Annotated in this window: 14 protein-coding genes; 6 read left to right on the top strand and 8 right to left on the bottom strand. The window is 33.8% G+C overall.

Annotation, left to right across the window (positions count from 1 at the left end):
• Positions 1–94: 94 nt before the first annotated feature.
• Positions 95–1060 (top strand): quinone oxidoreductase family protein, encoded by a 966-nt coding sequence (locus Y7E_RS0112420; protein ID WP_017151575.1) that lies wholly within the window; start codon positions 95–97, stop codon positions 1058–1060.
• A 61-nt stretch (positions 1061–1121) separates the two neighbouring features.
• Here the strand turns inward: Y7E_RS0112420 and Y7E_RS0112415 are convergent, their stop codons facing one another.
• Together Y7E_RS0112415 and Y7E_RS0112410 are read right to left on the bottom strand one after the other, a co-directional pair.
• Complete coding sequence (locus Y7E_RS0112415; RefSeq protein WP_017151574.1) at positions 1122–1649, bottom strand: GNAT family N-acetyltransferase; 528 nt, start codon at positions 1647–1649, stop codon at positions 1122–1124.
• Positions 1650–1655: 6 nt separating this feature from the next.
• Positions 1656–3557 carry an endonuclease MutS2 gene (locus Y7E_RS0112410; protein WP_017151573.1) on the bottom strand — a complete coding sequence of 634 codons (1902 nt, stop codon included), beginning with the start codon at positions 3555–3557 and terminating at the stop codon, positions 1656–1658.
• 572 nt (positions 3558–4129) lie between these two features.
• Here Y7E_RS0112410 and Y7E_RS0112405 point away from each other — a divergent pair.
• On the top strand, positions 4130–4921 hold the full coding sequence (locus Y7E_RS0112405; protein WP_017151572.1) for an arylamine N-acetyltransferase family protein: 792 nt from the start codon (positions 4130–4132) through the stop codon (positions 4919–4921).
• Positions 4922–4975: 54 nt separating this feature from the next.
• Here Y7E_RS0112405 and Y7E_RS0112400 read toward each other — a convergent pair whose 3' ends face one another.
• Positions 4976–5425, bottom strand: coding sequence for a hypothetical protein (locus Y7E_RS0112400; RefSeq protein ID WP_017151571.1), 450 nt, complete (start codon positions 5423–5425; stop codon positions 4976–4978).
• Positions 5426–5636: 211 nt separating this feature from the next.
• Between Y7E_RS0112400 and pepF the strand changes: the two genes are divergently transcribed.
• The gene (pepF, locus tag Y7E_RS0112395) at positions 5637–7424 is read left to right on the top strand and encodes an oligoendopeptidase F (protein ID WP_017151570.1); all 1788 of its coding nucleotides are present in this window, start codon (positions 5637–5639) and stop codon (positions 7422–7424) included.
• 36 nt (positions 7425–7460) lie between these two features.
• Here pepF and Y7E_RS0112390 read toward each other — a convergent pair whose 3' ends face one another.
• The gene (locus Y7E_RS0112390) at positions 7461–8588 is read right to left on the bottom strand and encodes a serine hydrolase domain-containing protein (RefSeq protein ID WP_017151569.1); all 1128 of its coding nucleotides are present in this window, start codon (positions 8586–8588) and stop codon (positions 7461–7463) included.
• Between the two features lie 405 nt (positions 8589–8993).
• On the opposite strand from Y7E_RS0112390, the gene Y7E_RS0112385 reads away from it, so the two are divergent.
• A complete protein-coding gene (locus Y7E_RS0112385) occupies positions 8994–9203 on the top strand; it encodes a hypothetical protein (RefSeq protein ID WP_051128654.1) in 210 nt (69 codons plus the stop codon).
• Between the two features lie 70 nt (positions 9204–9273).
• Here the strand turns inward: Y7E_RS0112385 and Y7E_RS0112380 are convergent, their stop codons facing one another.
• Positions 9274–10503, bottom strand: coding sequence for an MFS transporter (locus Y7E_RS0112380; protein ID WP_017151567.1), 1230 nt, complete (start codon positions 10501–10503; stop codon positions 9274–9276).
• Between the two features lie 109 nt (positions 10504–10612).
• Here Y7E_RS0112380 and Y7E_RS0112375 point away from each other — a divergent pair, with 109 nt between their 5' ends.
• Positions 10613–11479, top strand: coding sequence for a LysR family transcriptional regulator (locus Y7E_RS0112375; RefSeq protein ID WP_017151566.1), 867 nt, complete (start codon positions 10613–10615; stop codon positions 11477–11479).
• Between the two features lie 478 nt (positions 11480–11957).
• Here Y7E_RS0112375 and Y7E_RS29605 read toward each other — a convergent pair whose 3' ends face one another.
• Entirely contained in the window at positions 11958–12908 is a 951-nt protein-coding gene (locus tag Y7E_RS29605; RefSeq protein WP_017151565.1) for a S8 family peptidase, read from the bottom strand.
• Positions 12909–13644: 736 nt separating this feature from the next.
• On the opposite strand from Y7E_RS29605, the gene Y7E_RS0112365 reads away from it, so the two are divergent.
• Complete coding sequence (locus Y7E_RS0112365) at positions 13645–14706, top strand: acyltransferase family protein (RefSeq protein WP_017151564.1); 1062 nt, start codon at positions 13645–13647, stop codon at positions 14704–14706.
• 330 nt (positions 14707–15036) lie between these two features.
• On the opposite strand, the gene Y7E_RS0112360 is transcribed toward Y7E_RS0112365, so the two are convergent.
• Both Y7E_RS0112360 and Y7E_RS0112355 read right to left on the bottom strand, forming a co-directional pair.
• Positions 15037–15981: a glycerophosphodiester phosphodiesterase gene (locus tag Y7E_RS0112360; protein ID WP_017151563.1), complete on the bottom strand. Its 945-nt coding sequence runs from the start codon at positions 15979–15981 to the stop codon at positions 15037–15039.
• Positions 15982–16538: 557 nt separating this feature from the next.
• The gene (locus Y7E_RS0112355; RefSeq protein WP_017151562.1) at positions 16539–18170 is read right to left on the bottom strand and encodes an FAD-dependent oxidoreductase; all 1632 of its coding nucleotides are present in this window, start codon (positions 18168–18170) and stop codon (positions 16539–16541) included.
• Positions 18171–18390: the final 220 nt, after the last annotated feature.

Here is an 18390-nt window from a genome sequence, read left to right as displayed (position 1 = left end):
TAAATAATTTTCTTTGCCTATTAATATTTGTATTGTATGATAAGAACCATTAACAAACAATATTGACACATGTTACAAATTGGAGGTATTTCATATGAAAGCACTTTGTTTCGAAGAATTCGGAAATGCTGATGTGTTAAAATATCGAGAAGTTCCAGACCCAACTATACAACCAAATGAAATTCTTGTCCGCACAAAAGCGATTGGCTTAAATTTTGCTGATATATATAGACGTAGAGGTAACTATCATCTCGTTGGTAAACCGCCTTACATATTAGGATATGAAGGTTCAGGAATTGTAGAGCAAACTGGTACTGAAGTTACCGATGTTTCAATTGGAGATCGTATCGCATTTGCTGATGTACCATTCGCAAATGCAGAGCTAGTAGTTGTTCCAAAAGAAAAAGCACTTCCACTCCCTGATTCTATTTCCTTTGAGACGGCTGCTTCCGTTTTATTACAAGGGTTGACTGCGCATTACTTAACACAAGACAGCTACAAAATAAAAGCTGGTGATTTTGTTTTAGTTCACGCGGCTGCTGGAGGAGTTGGGCAGCTTCTTATTCAAATAATTAAAATGCAAGGCGCGCACGTAATTGGCCTTACTTCATCTAAAGGAAAAGCAGAAGCAGCTTATACAGCTGGAGCAGACTATGTATTTTTATATTCAGAATCATGGCGTGAAAAAATACTACAAATCACAAAAGGGCATGGCATAGATGTTGTATATGAATCAGTAGGTTCTACATTAGAAGAAAGCTTTCAAGCTACAAGAATCGGTGGTACCATCGTCTTTTACGGCATGGCCGGTGGCGATCCTGCCCCTGTTGATCCACGAATGCTGATGGACACTTCGAAAACATTGACTGGCGGGGATCTTTGGAATGTACTAACAACGTATGAAGAACGTAAAAAACGTTCACATCAACTATTTGATTGGATTACTACTGGAAAATTAAATATCGAAAATCCAACTATTTTTGCCTTAGAAAATGGTGCTGAAGCACATCGATTATTAGAAAGCCGAAAAAGTACAGGAAAAATTTTATTAATACCTTAATCATTTCAACTTAAAAATCAAAAAGGTAGCTAGAAGATTTCTTCATGCTACCTTTTTTGTGCTACCCAGAAAAGGCTTCCGAATATTGCACAATTCCTTGCACATTTTGAAGAGCATTTCCCGTTAACTCCATTGCCATAAATACTTCATCTGGTACATCAAATGGCGCACGTATATTCCATAAACTAGCTAGTTTGAAACCAAATTTCGGATAATAATCTTTATGTCCTAGCACAATTACAGAATGATAACCGAGCTCTTTTGCTTTTCTTAATACATTCGAGATCAACAAGCTTCCAATTCCTTTTTTCTGATATTCTGGTGCAACAGATACTGGAGCAAGTGCTAGCGAATCTACAGATTTATCACCATCTACTATTTTAACTTTAAATAAAAGGACGTGACCAATAATTTCTTTATCCACCGCCACTAATGATAACTCTGGAATAAACGCATCAGATTTTCTGATACGATTTACAAGTTTGTGCTCTTTCTGATCGCTAAATGCTTCATTTAAAAATGCTTGTTTTACAACCTCCTCTGCCCTGCTATAATCTTTCTCAAGTTCTTGTCTAATCTTTATATTCATAGTCTCTTATCCTCTATTCTTTCTTATCTCTTTTTGAATTTTACGAAGCGCCTTTTTCGATCCCCGCTCAATATCATGCTGCATTTTCCGCTCTTTATAATCCACAAACAACGTGTCTAAATCATACCCTTTTGGATATAGTTCCTTTGCTTTTAGCTCTAAAGAAATTCGCTTAACATTCACTTCAATAAATTCTCCATAATAAAACACAACAACGTTTTGGAAGTTATCTTTTTCTTTATATACAATTCCAAAATCATCATAGTCTAATAAATTCACACGATCTCCCTTTTCATATTCATGTTTCTCTTCTATTTCCTCTTTCACAACCTTAGGTTTTCTTATTTTACTTTCATTCAGTCTCTCCAAACGGTACTCTTTATTTTCCATATAGCCTTTCGCTCTTTGTAGTACGTTTTCTCGCACGTTCATTTTTCTAGAAATCCATAGGGCGTTACTCTCCCCCGATTTCCCTATCATTAACTTATACATCGGTTCCAATGTTTCACTATTAAACTGCATCGCTGCATTCATAAAGTCACTATGCATTTCTGAAAAGCGTTTAATTTCACCATAGTGAGTAGTCGCAACAGTTATACAACCCATATGATAAAACTCTTCTAAAATAGAAATCGCAAGTGCTGCTCCTTCACTCGGTTCCGTACCACTTCCTATTTCATCAAATAATAGAAGCGTGTTATTATTTGATACTCTCATAATTTCTGAAAGGTTTTTCATATGAGATGAAAATGTACTCAATGCATTTTCTATACTTTGATTATCACCAATATCTACAAAGATATTTTCAAAAACAGCAATCTCCGTTTCCTTATCTGCTGCAATATGAAACCCTGACATTGTCGCTAATGTTACTAAACCTATTGTTTTGAGAACAATCGTTTTCCCACCAGCATTTGGTCCTGTAATAATTAAGCTCCGATAATTTTGCCCGACTTCAAAGTTAAGCGGTACAACTTTTCCTGATAAAAGCGGATGCTTGCAATGAACTAACTTTACATACCCAAAATCATTTAATTTCGGCTCTATCCCGCCAATATGTTTACTAAATTTTGCTTTTGCAAATACCATATCATATTGACTAATCAGCTCCATATTAATCTTAATGTTATAAATGTCCTCTAAAATCATTCCTGATAAAGTAGCTAATATTTGATATTCTTCCATCGCTTCTTCAGCTTTTAAACTTGCTAGTTCCACGTTTAATTTTGTAACTGTATTTGGCTCTATAAAAACGGTAGAGCCTTTAGAAGAAACTTCAACAATTGTTCCAGCAACTTGATTTTTATAAGAAGATTTTACTGGAATCGTATATCGATCGTCTTTTTTACTAATAAAGAACTCTTGAATATATTTCTTATTTACACTACTATTTAAAAATTTATTTAAACGTTCTTTAATTTTTCCATCTACTGAATCGATACTATTTCGAATTCTTTTTAATTCTTTACTTGCAGCTGAATCAACACTATTTCCTTTGATTGAAAAGTTAATCTCTTCTTCCACACTTTTGAACTCAGACATTGAATTTGCATAAGACGCTAATACTGGTGCAAAAAACTCTTTATCCAGCATAAACTTTTTAATTTTTCGGCACCCTCGTAAAAAGTCTGATACACTAACTAGCTCAGTTGGATCTAGAATCATCCCCTTTTCCAGTTTTTGAATTGTACTATCGATATTAGAAATTCCGAAAAAAGGTACATGTCCTTCTGCATCTAATATAGCTCGCGCTTCCGTTGTTTCATTCAAACGATTTTTCACTACTTTTATACTTGCGCTTGGCTCCAATTTATCTAACAATTGTTTTCCTAATCCACTCACACAATACGATTTAACTATTTCCTTCAACTCGTTATATTGCAACTTTTCAAAAGTCATTTTATTCAATTTCTATTCTCCTCACTATGATTTACTCACATCATATATGAAGATACCTACCCATTAGATTTCAATGAGCTTTAAATAAATATAATTTTCACGTGATAAAAATAAATACAAAAAAGCTGCGGAGACACCGCAGCTTTTTACATTTACAAGGCCTGTGCATGATATAAGGAAATAAAGCCATCTCAAAAAACACATGGCTATCCCATAATCATTACACGCTTTATAAAGTATTGTAGGTATCTTCATAGGTATTTGAAATAAATCCATGACAAAATTAGGGGTATGAATTATATAAAAATCCCCTGTTCTCATCAGATTTATTTCATTCAATTTTTCCTATTTAGAACCTACCGCACTCACAAAAAGCACCTCTCATTAATTTATAATTATGTTCATTGAAATCTAATTTATTGAAATCATCATACTATATGTTTTAAAAGAAGTAAAGGTGCCATCCTTTAATACTTTAGTCGTAAGTATATATATGGATTGCGAATTCAACGTATTACGGATGTTTTCTTATTCAACATCCGATACAATTATATAAGTAAAATGGATAAGGAGCGATTCACATGACAGAACTACAAAAGCAATTCTTTTCCAGATTAAATATACAAGAAAGAGCGTCCATTTCATTTGAAGATTTAAACGAAATCCTTCATGCAATGGCTCAAGCAGTTCCATTTGAAAATTTGGATATTATTCAAGGGACAGTGAAAGAAATATCAAAAGAACATCTCCAAGAAAAAATCTTAGTTCATAACCGCGGTGGTCTTTGCTATGAATTGAATCCAACGATGTATTACTTCCTTAAAGATTGCGGCTTTGATGTTCACTTAGTATCAGGAACGGTTTATAATGCCGCTTCTAATACTTGGGCTGTTGATTCAGGACATGTAGCAACTGTTTTAAAACATAATAATGAACTTTATTTAATTGAAGTTGGCTTCGGTTCATACCTGCCCCTTTCACCTGTTCCTTTCTCTGGTGAAACTGTTCACTCTGTTACCGGAGACTATCGTATCCGAAAAGAAACAACTGCAAAAGGAAACTATATGTTAGAGATGAAAAAAAATAATGAATTTCTAGATGTTGCTTCATCTGAAAAGTGGACATTAGGCTATGCATTTTATCTTGAAGAAGTTGATGAAAGAACATTAAATGCAGCTCAAAAGATAATTGTAGAACATACAGACTCTCCTTTTAATAAAGTACCCCTTATTGTAAAACTAACTTCTGACGGGCATGCTTCCTTAACAAAAGATAGTTTTACAGTAACAAAGCAAGGGAAAAAGAGAAAAGAAGAGATTACAAAAGAGCAATATGTAGACCTATTGCAGGAAACATTTGGTATACAATTATAATCTACACGATAAAAAGTCTTGCCACTGGTGGCAAGACTCTTTATTTTATTCTGTTCACACTGATTTTTTATCTCGAACTCTACCATTATTAAAATACAGAAAGATAGGCAGCGGAATAACGATAAAACCTAAACTTTTAATCATTGTATTTTTCGCTTCCTGCTTGACTGTTTCTTTTCTATCTTCTACATTCTGATCATATTCTGCACGAATTTGCTCTTCACTTACCGTTTGTTGTGAATTTTTCTCTTCCACTAATTTCATCTTTTTAAATGAATCATAAGATTCATAGTAAGGAGGTGGACTGATATAATCTGATAGTCCCATAAATATGCCGATTCCTCCTCCAATAGATAACATCAGGGTCGCAAATAGTACTAAATGTACATATAATTGTCTAAACACATCTTCCTCCCCCTCTTTTTTCCATTTCATAATTACTAAGAAAACAAACACTATAATCGCAAGCGGTAAACCTAACATAATGAATGGAATTAGAATCAATATACTTCCACCTCCTTAATTAAATATATTTTTCTCTTATACATACATGCACTATCCCCTTTACAAATATTCGAATTTAAGAAATACATATTATGTAACTACATCTATGCTCTCTTTTTTATTTTTCGTGTAGCAGGGATTCTTTGCAATTTGTTGTATTTCATAGTTATATAGAGAATATATAAAATACATATCTAGGAAGGAAATGATTATGACAGAATTTAAAAATAGAATGGATGTATCCGATCAAGAAAAGTGGGATTTAACGGATATTTATAAAACGATTGAAAACTGGGAAAACGACTATGAAAAAGTCGAAACTTTAACAGAGGACTTAAAAGAATTCAACGGAAATATCCATGATGGTCAAAGTTTACTTGCTTACCTTACAAAAAGTGAAGAAGTATCTAGTTTGTTCAGTCTTGTTTATGCATTTGCAAGACTTCAATCAGACCTTGATACACGTGATACAGAAGCTCAGTCCCTTGTAGATAAAGCATCGCAGTTACATGTTAAAATAAGTGCTGCTCGTTCCTTCTTCTCACCCTTTTTACTTAGCGTAGACGAGAAAACATTACATTCTTATATAGAAGAGAATGAAGGCTTACAATATTATAAAGAAGACTTATTTGAATTATATCGATATAAGAAACATGTTTTAAATAAGGATAAAGAAGAAATCTTATCTCAAATGGGTGAGGCCCTCTCTTCTCCTCAACATACATATGGAATGCTCAATAACGCAGATATTACATTTGGAGAAGTTACAACCGATAATGGAAATAAAGTAAATTTAACACGCGGCATGTACTCAAAATTAATAAAAGATGAAAACAGAGATAAGAGAAAAGAGGCTTACAAAGCATACTATCAACCATATGTGCAACTAAAAAACTCCATCGCTTCTACTTTAGCAGCGGCTATAAAAAACAATGTTACCATTTCAAAAATTAGAAATTACCCATCAGCTTTAGAAAAATCTCTATTTGGTGATATGGTTCCAAAAGAAGTATATGATAATTTAATTCATACAACTAAAAAGAACATTGCATCTCTACATACATATAATCATTTACGAAAAAAGAAATTACAATTAGATGAATTAAGACAATATGATCTAAATGTTGATTTAGTAAAAGGTGTAAAGCAAGAGATTCCCTATGATGAAGCATTTGAAATCATGCTTACTTCCCTTTCTCCACTCGGTGAAGAATATCTTCAAACGCTTCGAGATTTTAAAGAAAAACGCTATATAGATGTAAGAGAATTACCTGGAAAACGTTCTGGTGCTTATAATTTCGGCGTATATGGTGTTCACCCTTTTATCCTGTTAAATCATAATGACGACTTAAATAGTCTCTTTACACTTACTCATGAGTGTGGGCATGGTATGCATACATATTATTCACATAAGTTTCAGCCGAGAATCTCTGCTCATTATTCAATCTTCGTAGCAGAAGTCGCTTCTACAGTGAATGAGATACTCTTAATCCATCATCTATTAAAAGAAGCAAAAGATATAGACGTACGCAAACATTTAATCAATCACTTTATTGATCAATTTAAAGGAACTTTCTTTACACAAGTTATGTTTGCTGAATTTGAAAAGATTACGCATGAAATGGCGCATCAGGGTAAGCCGCTAAATGCCCAAGCCTTCAATGATGTTTATGAAAAATTATTTAGAGAATACAATGGGGATACACTCGTATTCGATGAAGAAGTAAAATATGGATGGGCTAGGATTCCTCATTTTTACCGACCATTTTACGTTTACAAATACGCTACTGGGTTTGCTTCCGCAATTCAAATTGCAGAACAACTGTTAAGCGGCGATCCTATTGCTCAACAAAATTATATCGAATTCTTAAAAGGCGGAAGTTCAGATTATCCACTCAATCTTTTAAAGAAAACTGGTGTGGATTTAACAACACCACAACCTATTGAAAGTGCATTAGATCGTTTCAGTAAATTGGTTGAAGAATTTTCGGCACTGTAATAAAAAAAGCCTCTCACGCTAGAGGCTTTTTCAAATTCATTTTCCTTCCAATAAATCTTTTGCCATCTTCCGAAATTCCTGATTAAAGGCATCGGTCATTCCGTTTTGGACATTCGAGAAAAGAATGACAAAGATTCGCTTATCCCAATTGAAATTATTAAATACATTCCATCCAGCTAATACACCGTGATTGTGGTAATAATCTGGATAAATATAAAAACTAAATCCATATTTCCTTACAGGTGATACAGTGAACATATCTGATAAACTTTGTTTAGAAAGAAGCTTACCATCCATAATCCCCTCATCTAATCTCTTCATATCTTCCACAGTTGTATACATTTCACCACAACCGTATAACCAGTTCATTCTTAACTTAGGAGCAGATATGAATTCACTATCTTTCTTTGTATAACCTTCTGCGAAAAATATATCTCCAGGGAATTTTGCACCCATACCAGATTCATGCATTCCAACTGGAGTGAAAATATGTTCTTTTACATATTCAGCTAATGGTTGCTTCGAGATTTGTTCTACAATATAAGCAAGTACCATATAATTATAGTCTGTATATTTCCAACCTGTCCCTGCAGGAAATTCAAGATTTTGTGAACCAATCCATGTAACTAATTTTTGGTGTGATGCCGCATCCACCTTTCCTTTCCCTTGCTCTGGTAGTCCGGATGTATGCGTTAATAAGTGCCTCAAAGTAATATTCTTATCCGCTGGGAATGAAGGAATATATTTATTCACATTATCTTCTATATTTAATTTTCCTTTTTCTTTTAACTGCAATATAGAGACCGCTACCACTGTCTTTGTAATCGAACCAATACGATATTTTGTCCTTGGCGTCGCTAAGACTTTATCCTTCATATTTGCATAGCCATACCCTTTTCGCAAAATCACATGATTTTGATCCGTCACAAGTACCGTTCCATTAAATCCTTTTTCTTTTAAATATTGGTCTAATTTTTCTGCCGCAACCTCATAACGGGTGCGCTGCTCTATATTTACTTTTGGCTTATCATTTTCTATTTTACTATTAGAATTTGAAAATGCTTTTAATGTCTGTGTCTTATTTTTATTTGTCTGCATTAACATATATACACTTAAGCAAAAAATTGCGATAATAAAGCAAACGATTAAACATCTCTTAAACATACAGGAGCCCTCTTTTTATTCATTTTATATTGATTATCATTCTCATCGCTATTCTACCTCTATTCATCTAAAAGAAGACCTTAATTTTTGCTTAATTCTATTGATGGACTAATTTTATTACTGGAAATTAGCATATATTTTAAGCATATCTATCTACATGTTCATCATACGAAATTTCTATCTTCCTACAAAGTCTACACAATAGGAAAGTTATTCAAGGAAAGCTTTCCATATTCGAATTTTTGACCACTTTTTATTGTATTTACTTTCTTATAAAATTTCCAACCTACAATCTGATTCGTCTAACTATAATTTCGTTTTTTTATGTAACATTCATTACGATTAGCATATAAAGGAGGAAATTTATCGGGAAATATTGACAAACGAAATCGACCAGATCTCGAAATGTTCAGTTATCGAACAAATAAAAACAACATAGTTTTTATTAAATATTACGGAAAACAAATTATGATTTTAAAAGGGAAAGAAGCGGAAAAATTTTTAAGTAAAGTACATCAAACAGACAATGAAAAAGAGAGACAACTCATTATGGCCAAGATAACAGGAAATTTCAAAAGAGGAAATGAGCGAAAGAAAAATAATGATAAGTATTGAATTCATTTATATGTCATAATACCATTCTTCTAAAACACATCTCATTATACATCATATTTGAAAAAAATTGTCATTTACATTTCTTTTTTAAAAAATTTTTCAATAAACTTATTACTAAAACAAATAGTAATACTATCATACTCCCCCACGCCCACATATACCCTTTTACATCCACAATGAATCCAAAAATAGGCGGGGCTAAAATGATTGCAATTTGATTTAGCGTAAGTGCAAAGCTAACCGTAATTCCCGCTGACCCATTCCTCGATTTTTCGGCAACTTCAACCATGAAAAGACTAAACCATCCAATGCCGAAGAACCCTAATAAACCACTGAACAAAAACAATCCCCATACCGAAAAATTATATATGTTCGGTATCAAAATAAAAATTAAAATAAACGAAGCAACTACAGAAATAAATAGTGGTTTCTGGCGGTTACCTTTATATAAAGAATCACTGACTGCAGCTAAGACAATTCGCCCCAGCATCCCCAAAAATAAAGTGACCGCAAATATCTTTCCAGCCAAAACGGAAGATATAGATTTAGCAGTAATCAAAAAGTTTATAAAATGCCCAATCAACACCATTTGTAATGAAATCATACAAACTCCTGTAAACAAAACAGGATATAATTCCTTGTTACTCATTACCTCTTTTAACTGTTGCCAAAAAGAAATTCCTTTATTATTTAATGCAGGCTCATGATGAACAACAGGCTCCCTATACAGAACTAAAAACAGTACTCCTCCCGCAATGCATATACTTGAAAGAATATATATCGCGAATGACAAACTAAACTTTACAGAAAGAATTGGAATCATAGCTCCCGCCATTGCACCGCCTATAGGAATGCCAGCTTGCCTAATTCCCATAGCTAACCCTCTATTTTCTTTCGGAAACCATTTTAAAATCACCTTACTCCCCCCTGGTTGTGCGGTACTATAAAAAACTCCAACTATTGCAAGCACAAATAACAATCCAGTAAATCCTTCTACTATATGAATAAATAAAAGAGATCCACCGAGCAATATAGAACTAACTCCGATTAGTAACCTTTCATTATATCGATCTAGCAATCTCCCTACAAAAAGCATACAAAAAAGCGGCCCAATATTAACAGCGGTTAACAACAATCCCATTTGCATATCAGTAAGATGATATATCTCCTTCCAAAAAAATGCTAAAGGTCCTACTCCATATGTTATTAGCGTTGCACTTGCTTGCACTGCTGTCGCTAACAGAAGCACAAGCCATTTATACGAACTACTACACTTCATGACTTCTTCTTGACTTAGCACTTTCATCCCCTCCATTCATTTTTATTGTATGAAGATTCAGATATCATGTAAAATGAGTATTAATGATAAAAAACATCAAAATAATTGATATCTTTAGGAGGAGATTAAGTTGGACATAAAAGATTTGACTGTTTTTTCTGAAGTAGCGAAACAAGGAAATATATCACATGCGGCCCAAAATTTAAATTATGTACAGTCCAACGTGACGATGCGTATTAAACAATTAGAAAATGAATTAGGTGTGCCATTATTTTATCGCAATGGAAAAGGTGTAACTTTAACTTCAAATGGGGAAATTTTATTAGCCTATGCCCAAAAGATCATACATTTAATGGAACAATCGATTCAAGCGATCCAAAACAACGGATTACACCCAAAAGGAACATTAAAAATTGGATCCACAGAATCTACAACTGCAGTCCGCCTCCCTTCGATTCTAACATCATATTGTGAGACATACCCTGAAGTTGAATTCCTGTTAGAAACACATTCAACAGAAAAATTAATTCAGCTTGTTTTAGAAAGAAAACTGGAAGGTGCATTTATTGCTGGCAATATTCGTCACCCTGACCTCAATTCCTTCTTATTTCAAGAGGAAGAATTAGTGCTCATTAGTAAACAACCCCTATCCTCTTTCAATGATTTAGGAGAAATGAATTTGTTGGCTTTTAGTCCAGGTTGTTACTATCGTAGATTGCTAGAAAAATGGCTTCATGAAGAAGGTATTTTTCCAAAACGGATGTTAGAGTTTGGAACAATTGAGGCTATACTTGCATGTGTAAAGTCCGGCATGGGTACTGCAATTATGATAAAGTCTATCGTACAAGATCACGAGCACTCTTTAGTATTAACTCCTTTACCCAAAAGCTTCTCAAAAGTATCTACTGCTTTTATCGTCCGAAAAGATATCTTTTATTCAGGAGCCTTACGCAAGCTCATCGACATGATAGCAAGTACATCATGCAAAATAAAGTGAAATTTTAATCAGCCCTCATCAATCGGGCTTTTACGGGCAGTTAATCCTCCTCCTAACTTATATATGATAACAACAAATTTTTACATTTTATTCGAAATACTGAGACATAATATTCGCTAAAGAACCACACCTTTTTATAAATCTCAATATTCCGTCAATACTATAGATACAATAATCTTTCTCCAGCCCCCTTGGAGTTTAAAGTCGAGCAGTTAGCTTTTGCTAGCTGCTCTTTTGTTGTACAAAAACAACATCTATAGCAAAATCTCCCCTAATATTTTTGGCTAAGAAACTTTGAATTTCTTAAGCAAATAGTTGCAATTCATCAATTACAGAAATAAATATATAAAAACGCCATCCTTTCCTATAATTCTACAGAAAGGATAGCGTTTTTTCTCATTGTGAGATATTTATTTTTTTGCTTGATAGCAATATGTTGTATCCTCTAAGGAACTTCTTCCTGTTCTTTGCTACAAGGTCAGTTAGATTCAACCTTTTGGGATACTGTCATTCCGAGTTGCAATAGCCCATGTCCTTCTTCTAGTCTGCTGTATCCCAGCGACACAGTATGCTGTATTAAAACTTCAAATAATTCTGGCTCGGTAATTGTCTGATTATTCTCAGCTTCATATTGTTGAATTAATAAAGCAATGGATCCGGATACATGTGGTGCCGCCATAGACGTACCGGACAGTACAGCATACTGATTTGTCGGGTACGTAGAAAGAATCTTTTCCCCTGGAGCTAACAAATCAATGGCATCATTTGTATTACTAAAACGGGATAAGCGTTTTTCAAGATTTATCGAACCAACCTCTACCACCTCTTGATAAGCACCGGGATAGCTATATTCACTTGTCCCACCATCCCCATCTCCTTCATTTCCGGCTGCACATACTACAACAATATTCTTCTCAACCGCCTTTTGAATGGCTTTATGCAACTCGGGATTATCCTCTGGACCTCCCAATGACATAGAAATCACTCGAACACTTTCTCCTTTAGCCCCTTTCCATGTTGTTGCATATTGAATGGCCTGTGTAATAGATTCTATGGTTCCTTCCCCTGTACCAGTCAGTACTTTCAGAACAAGTAATTTCGCTTTAGGTGCGACTCCTACCACACCCTTATCATCTTCAGCGGCAGCAATCGTACCGCAGACATGCGTTCCATGACCATTGTTATCTAAGAACACATGAGGATCTCCCCCATAGTCTTCTGTAAAGTTATAGCCTCCAATAATCCGTTCTTGTAAATCCGGGTGGTCAGTTTGGCAGCCAGTATCAATAACTGCAACAACCACCTCTTCCCCCTGATACCCTTTTGCCCAAATAGACTCAGCTTCGATTAAGCGGACCCCGGGAGGAACTTCTTTTGTACGATCCTTAACCTCTTCCAATTTGTAAGGGATTAACTTGAACTTTGACATGTCTACCCTCTCCTTTTTGGGATTTTTTAGGTCATGAATCTCCATATGCATAAATCTTTAAAGTTTATTTTATATTCTACATCTATCTATAATTTACCTTGTTAATTTTCAACTTTTAAATAATTTAATTTCACTTGATTCTAATCTACTCTTATCCTTAGTCTTTGCAAACATACTAGAATACTATAGTGGGAGCTTATCCTACTACTAGGATTCCTATCATATGCCCATCAAGCTAGTGAAAAAACGCCTCCAAAATTGTACCGTATACTTTTTTCCCTTTTATTTGAATTTATTTTACACTTCTTGAAACAGGTACTCCTTTTACCTATTTCTTCTATTCGCGATTCTGTTAACTAGAAAAGAGGGGGGATTATTTGGTTCCCTTTTTGTTTGTTAGAAGGTGAAAGTATAAAGTTAGAGTTTACTGATATCATTTAGATTGATACATATCTATTCTCTTCTTCCTCGACTGGCAATAAAATCTAATTCACCTCTTGAACATATGAACGACACATATAAAGTGTATCATTCCATTAGAAAATCATATTTTATTTCATTGAATGTATAACACGATACATGTACATTTTTCTCTTTCTATTTCATTACAAAATAATTGTATTATTAACAGTATTTCTATTTCTTTACTAATGTTTTAAAGCCTAATAACATATTGGAAAATTCACTTTCGTTCCTTCTAAAATAGGTATTGTTATTACAACCAGGGGGTGAAAACATGATAGATAAAAAACGTGAATTGTGGCTTGATTCAGCAAAAGGGTTTGCGCTAATCCTTGTTGTTGCTGGACATGCTTACAATCATAATAGCCTTATAACCTATATCTATTGGTTTCATATGCCTGCCTTTTTTTTGTTTAGCGGTTATGTATCTAAGCCGGTAGAACAATGGTCACAAGTCGGACCTTATCTAAAAAGAAGAGCGCATAGTCTTCTCATTCCTTATATAACGTACTTAGGTCTTTTCACAATTATCCGCTATGCAGAAGAGCTAATCCAAGGGAATTTCTCTTTAAGTTGGTATATAGAAGACATTGGAAAGGTACTGTTTGGTGGAAGATTTATTACAAGCTATTACGGAGTATTTTGGTTTATAACTTGTCTGTTCTTTACACAAGTATTATTCCTTATTATATTTCTTATTTTTAAAAGAACAAAAACCCGCTTGTTATTCATTATCTTCTTATATATAGTGTCACATATTGAAGGAAGTTATATCTGCACATTAGGCGGCTTAGAGCCTTCTCTACATGTATGGATTCCTTGGAATATGGATGTGTCTATGCTTGCCCTTGTATATTATAGTATAGGTTATTATGTTAAACCGTATATAAAACAAATTCCTTCTGCACTTACAGGGCTCTGTATCCTATTGATAATTGGATTTATTACGATTCAGGAACTGAATCTGATGGATTATCATTTAAGTATGAAATATGTATCATATGAACACTATGGTTTGGATATAGTGATTCCACTAGTAATGACTTTTGCATATTGCGGGATATTCCAGCTGATGAAATCTGAAAAAATTCTATCGCTTTTTTCTCTTATTAATAATAAAAGCATGGCTATCATGTATATGCACATAGGAGTTAATAAAATTCTTCTTCAATTTATAGATTATGGAAATGTAATCTATACAATTGTAGGAGTAACAGCACCCCTTTTCGTTACCATATTTGTTCTAGAGAAGAAAGATAAAGTTAGGAATCTCTTCTTAGTCATTATACAAAGGCGTAGTGAATTAAGACGTTCTAAAGGGATGAGAACAGAATAAATAATGGACCAGAAAAAAATGATAAAAACAACAGTATATAAACAAGTTGCAGCATTGAAGTGATTAGACATGTTATATAACTATTGTAGGTATAGATCCTGTAGATAATTTCATAGCAAAACTGCCTTTAGGTTTAAGAATATTATTGATGCTCGATAAATTTTTTATTGAACATAGTGAATCTAAATCTTTATTTTATGAGATAGGTAGATAGAAGGAAGAATATAATTGTATCAATAAAATTCAGCCTAATACATTTATCAATTTAATAACCAATATAAAGATAAAAGGTATACCAAATAAATGGTATACCTTTTATCATATTTCTCTTTATTTTTCTTTTAGAACACTATGTAATCGATCTGGGTAATTTGTGAACATGCCTGTAGCGCCCCATCCAATTAAAAGTCTCATATCTTCTTTCTCATTGATTGTATAAGGATGGATTAACAAACCATTCTCCCTCGCCTTTTTCATATACGGTTCATCAATAATTAATTCTCCATTATCATTACGTAAATTTGGTCCAATACCAATCGCGTACTCTTTAATAGTTTGGAAATCTTGATTTGTTACGCTTTTAGGAGCATGAGTAACCCCTGACCATTCAATAATCTCATTGTTTTCATTTGGATAATACCAAAGCAGTTGCACTAGTGGAATATTTTGATTCATACTATGAATCTTTTTTAAACTTTCTTGACTAAATGATTGAATCATAACACGACTTGAAGACATATTTTGGCCAATTAAATTATATTTTTCAAGCAATCCTAATAATTTTTCTTCCATTCCCGGATACACATCGGGAGATTTTGTTTCAATATAATATTTCATACTTCTTCCATACTTTTGAAATATTTCTTCAAGTGTTGGAACTTTTTGTCCTACATATTCTTGCTTCGCTTTTTCTGGATAAGTATGATTAAACCAAGATCCAGCATCTAAACTTTTTATTTCACTTAATGTTTTTTCTCTTACTTCACCAGTTCCATTTGTAGTGCGGTCCACTGACGTATCATGCATTACAATCAATTGACCATCTTTTGTTAATTGGATATCTAATTCTAAATAATCCGCTTTCATTTTTTTCACAAGATCATATGAAGCAAAAGTATGCTCAGGGGCATGTCCACTTGCTCCTCGATGCGCAATATTTAAAAACTTATTCGTATTGAATTCATGCTTCTTTTCTGTTTTTGCATCAACTGTTCCCCCGTAAAAAAAACTACCTACTGTAAAGAAAATAAACAAGAAACTTATTATTTTTTTCATGATTTTAAATCCTTCTCCCGAGTTGTAAATTTCAACAAGTTAATGAGATTTACACGAAATAGAAGAATACCCTAAATATTATTATAAGCCTCTAATAAAATTGCAATCTTACAAATAAAATGTAATCTATGTTTCTATCTGTCATCCCCTTCCTCATTGTATAACTAACCAATTATGAAGCATTCTCTACTGTGTTCCCGTACTTCAACAAAAAAGCCATAAAACGTTTCAGAATACATTTGTATTCACAAACAGTTTTATGGCTTGTCTCAAATATCTCCGGCCTTCTATTAACTTGCTGGATTTAATCATAACAAATCTTATAAACTTTGTGAATATTTTTTGTTATATTAATTATAATAAAATGATATTCTATTATAGTAATTAATATGAACTACAAATAAAAACGGATAGAAAATTATAACAACTCATCAGTTACTATCCGCTTATTTATTTTTATCTTCCTTACTACAATTATGAAACGTATTAAATAGATGATCCATTATCTATCTTTCCCTTTCATATATGCTAAAAATTGGTATAATACGCATTTAAAATTATTTTGTATTCAAAGATGTGTTACATAGTATGCAATTTAATACCTCTTCAAGTACGAGATCCGGTGTTAAAACAACCTCTTTTGTCTGCCACCCAATGAATCCATCTGGCCTTACTAATACTGCCCCTTCTGGATTAATTCCATATAGTGTTACAAAAGTGTTATCCTGATCAATAAAATCCCCTTTTTGAGAAACCCGATACACTTCAATGCTGATCCCTAAATGAGATGCAACCGTACGTGCAGCACTTGACCAAGAATCATGTTCTGACCCAGTAAATAACACAAAACCTCTACCCAATAAATCAAGTATCGAAATTCGCTTTCCTTGATAAGCCCCCCACATATGCGGAGCGCGTGTTCCCGGTCTTCCCTTGAGCTCTAAAATGTCCATTCTGTGTGGAGTCCCATCTTGATCTATTACTGCTGCAGAACGGTACTTATACCCTACAGTAACAGCTAAACTATCCTTATTATTCAAACCTGCTTGTTTATTCATAGCACGGAATAATATGCTGCTTGCGTAATCCGTAGTTAATTGTACAACTGGACGCCTCTCCTCATGATAAGTATCCAATAATCTCGGATTCGCTTGACCATGTATAACAGCAGCTAATTTCCAAGCTAAGTTATGAGCATCCTGAACACCTGTATTTGAACCATAGCCTCCTGTGGGTGGCATAAGATGAGCTGCATCACCAACTAAGAAAACACGATTATCTTGAAAACGTTCAGCTGTACTTTCTGTCGCTTCCCAAGGTGAAATGCTTAATATTTTCACATCAAGATGTGACTTCCCAATGGCTGTTTGAATAATTTGTTGGCAACGCTCTATAGAAAAGTCTTCAGGTGTCTCTCCTTTTAAAGGATTATAGGCTACATGATAAATCCAACGATCCCCATTATTGACTGGAATAAGCGCACCTAAAACCTCAGGGTGTGAAATCATCGTGAAACCAAAGGCATCCCCTTTTATGAAATCACTCAAATCTGCTTTAAAGTAGATGTTTATATAATGGCCTCCTATCGTACCACGACCAGTCGTTGGAATGCCTGAATGTTTACGTATCGAACTTTTCGCTCCATCTGCTGCAATTAAATAATTACTATGAACAACCTGTTCTTGTTTCGTCTCACGATTTCGCACAATAGCCGTTACTCCCTTTTCATCCTGCTTGTAAGAAACAAGTTCATGATTAAACCATAGCTTTCCACCTAATTGCTGTGCCTCTTGCAGTAACATCGGTTCTAAAGTAATTTGGTAACAAGCAGTCGTCTTTGATGGACTAATCTTTCTAATCAGCTCGGACAAACTTTCATCATTTTCATACTGAACCATCTTTACCCTTGTTAATTCTTCATAGTCTGCTTCAGCGATTGTATTTACACTAACCCTTCCACGACAGTTCTCCAGCACCTTTCCAGCAGCACGAATATCCTTTTCTAAACCTAATTCCCGAAATAATTCCATCGTGCGAAAGGTAATCCCTCCTGCTTTTGGGTGAATGGCAGTAGTTGGATGTCTTTCAATAAGTAAATAATCAACTTTATGCTTTGCAAGAAATAATGCCGAGGTTAACCCTGTTAAACCTCCTCCAATAATTAAAACCGGAACATGAATGGATCTCATGTGTATTGCTCCTTTCATATAAAACGCACATAATTTTTACTGAGCTCAGTGGTTTAACTATAATAAGGAAATTCAAAAAAATATAGACTTATTTTTCACAATCATTTATCATATAGATAGAGTACGCCCCAAAATACATATGGAATCTATATGATGAATTTCTTTATATAAAATAAAGCGTAGTTCAAAACTATATACTATTAACTTGAAAATTAAACTA

It is taken from the genome of Bacillus bingmayongensis (genome assembly GCF_000299035.1).
GTDB classification, from domain to species: Bacteria; Bacillota; Bacilli; order Bacillales; family Bacillaceae_G; genus Bacillus_A; species Bacillus_A bingmayongensis.
Note: the sequence above shows the minus strand (reverse complement) of the source record. Positions and strands in the feature narration are given on the sequence as shown.

Coding starts and splice junctions, on each gene's coding strand:
- pepF (WP_017151570.1), top strand. CDS start 5,637: ATGACAGAATTTAAAAATAGAATGGATGTATCCGATCAAGAAAAGTGG.
- Y7E_RS0112355 (WP_017151562.1), bottom strand. CDS start 18,170: ATGAGATCCATTCATGTTCCGGTTTTAATTATTGGAGGAGGTTTAACA.
- Y7E_RS0112390 (WP_017151569.1), bottom strand. CDS start 8,588: ATGTTTAAGAGATGTTTAATCGTTTGCTTTATTATCGCAATTTTTTGC.
- Y7E_RS29605 (WP_017151565.1), bottom strand. CDS start 12,908: ATGTCAAAGTTCAAGTTAATCCCTTACAAATTGGAAGAGGTTAAGGAT.
- Y7E_RS0112385 (WP_051128654.1), top strand. CDS start 8,994: ATGTTCAGTTATCGAACAAATAAAAACAACATAGTTTTTATTAAATAT.
- Y7E_RS0112365 (WP_017151564.1), top strand. CDS start 13,645: ATGATAGATAAAAAACGTGAATTGTGGCTTGATTCAGCAAAAGGGTTT.
- Y7E_RS0112420 (WP_017151575.1), top strand. CDS start 95: ATGAAAGCACTTTGTTTCGAAGAATTCGGAAATGCTGATGTGTTAAAA.
- Y7E_RS0112405 (WP_017151572.1), top strand. CDS start 4,130: ATGACAGAACTACAAAAGCAATTCTTTTCCAGATTAAATATACAAGAA.
- Y7E_RS0112360 (WP_017151563.1), bottom strand. CDS start 15,981: ATGAAAAAAATAATAAGTTTCTTGTTTATTTTCTTTACAGTAGGTAGT.
- Y7E_RS0112415 (WP_017151574.1), bottom strand. CDS start 1,649: ATGAATATAAAGATTAGACAAGAACTTGAGAAAGATTATAGCAGGGCA.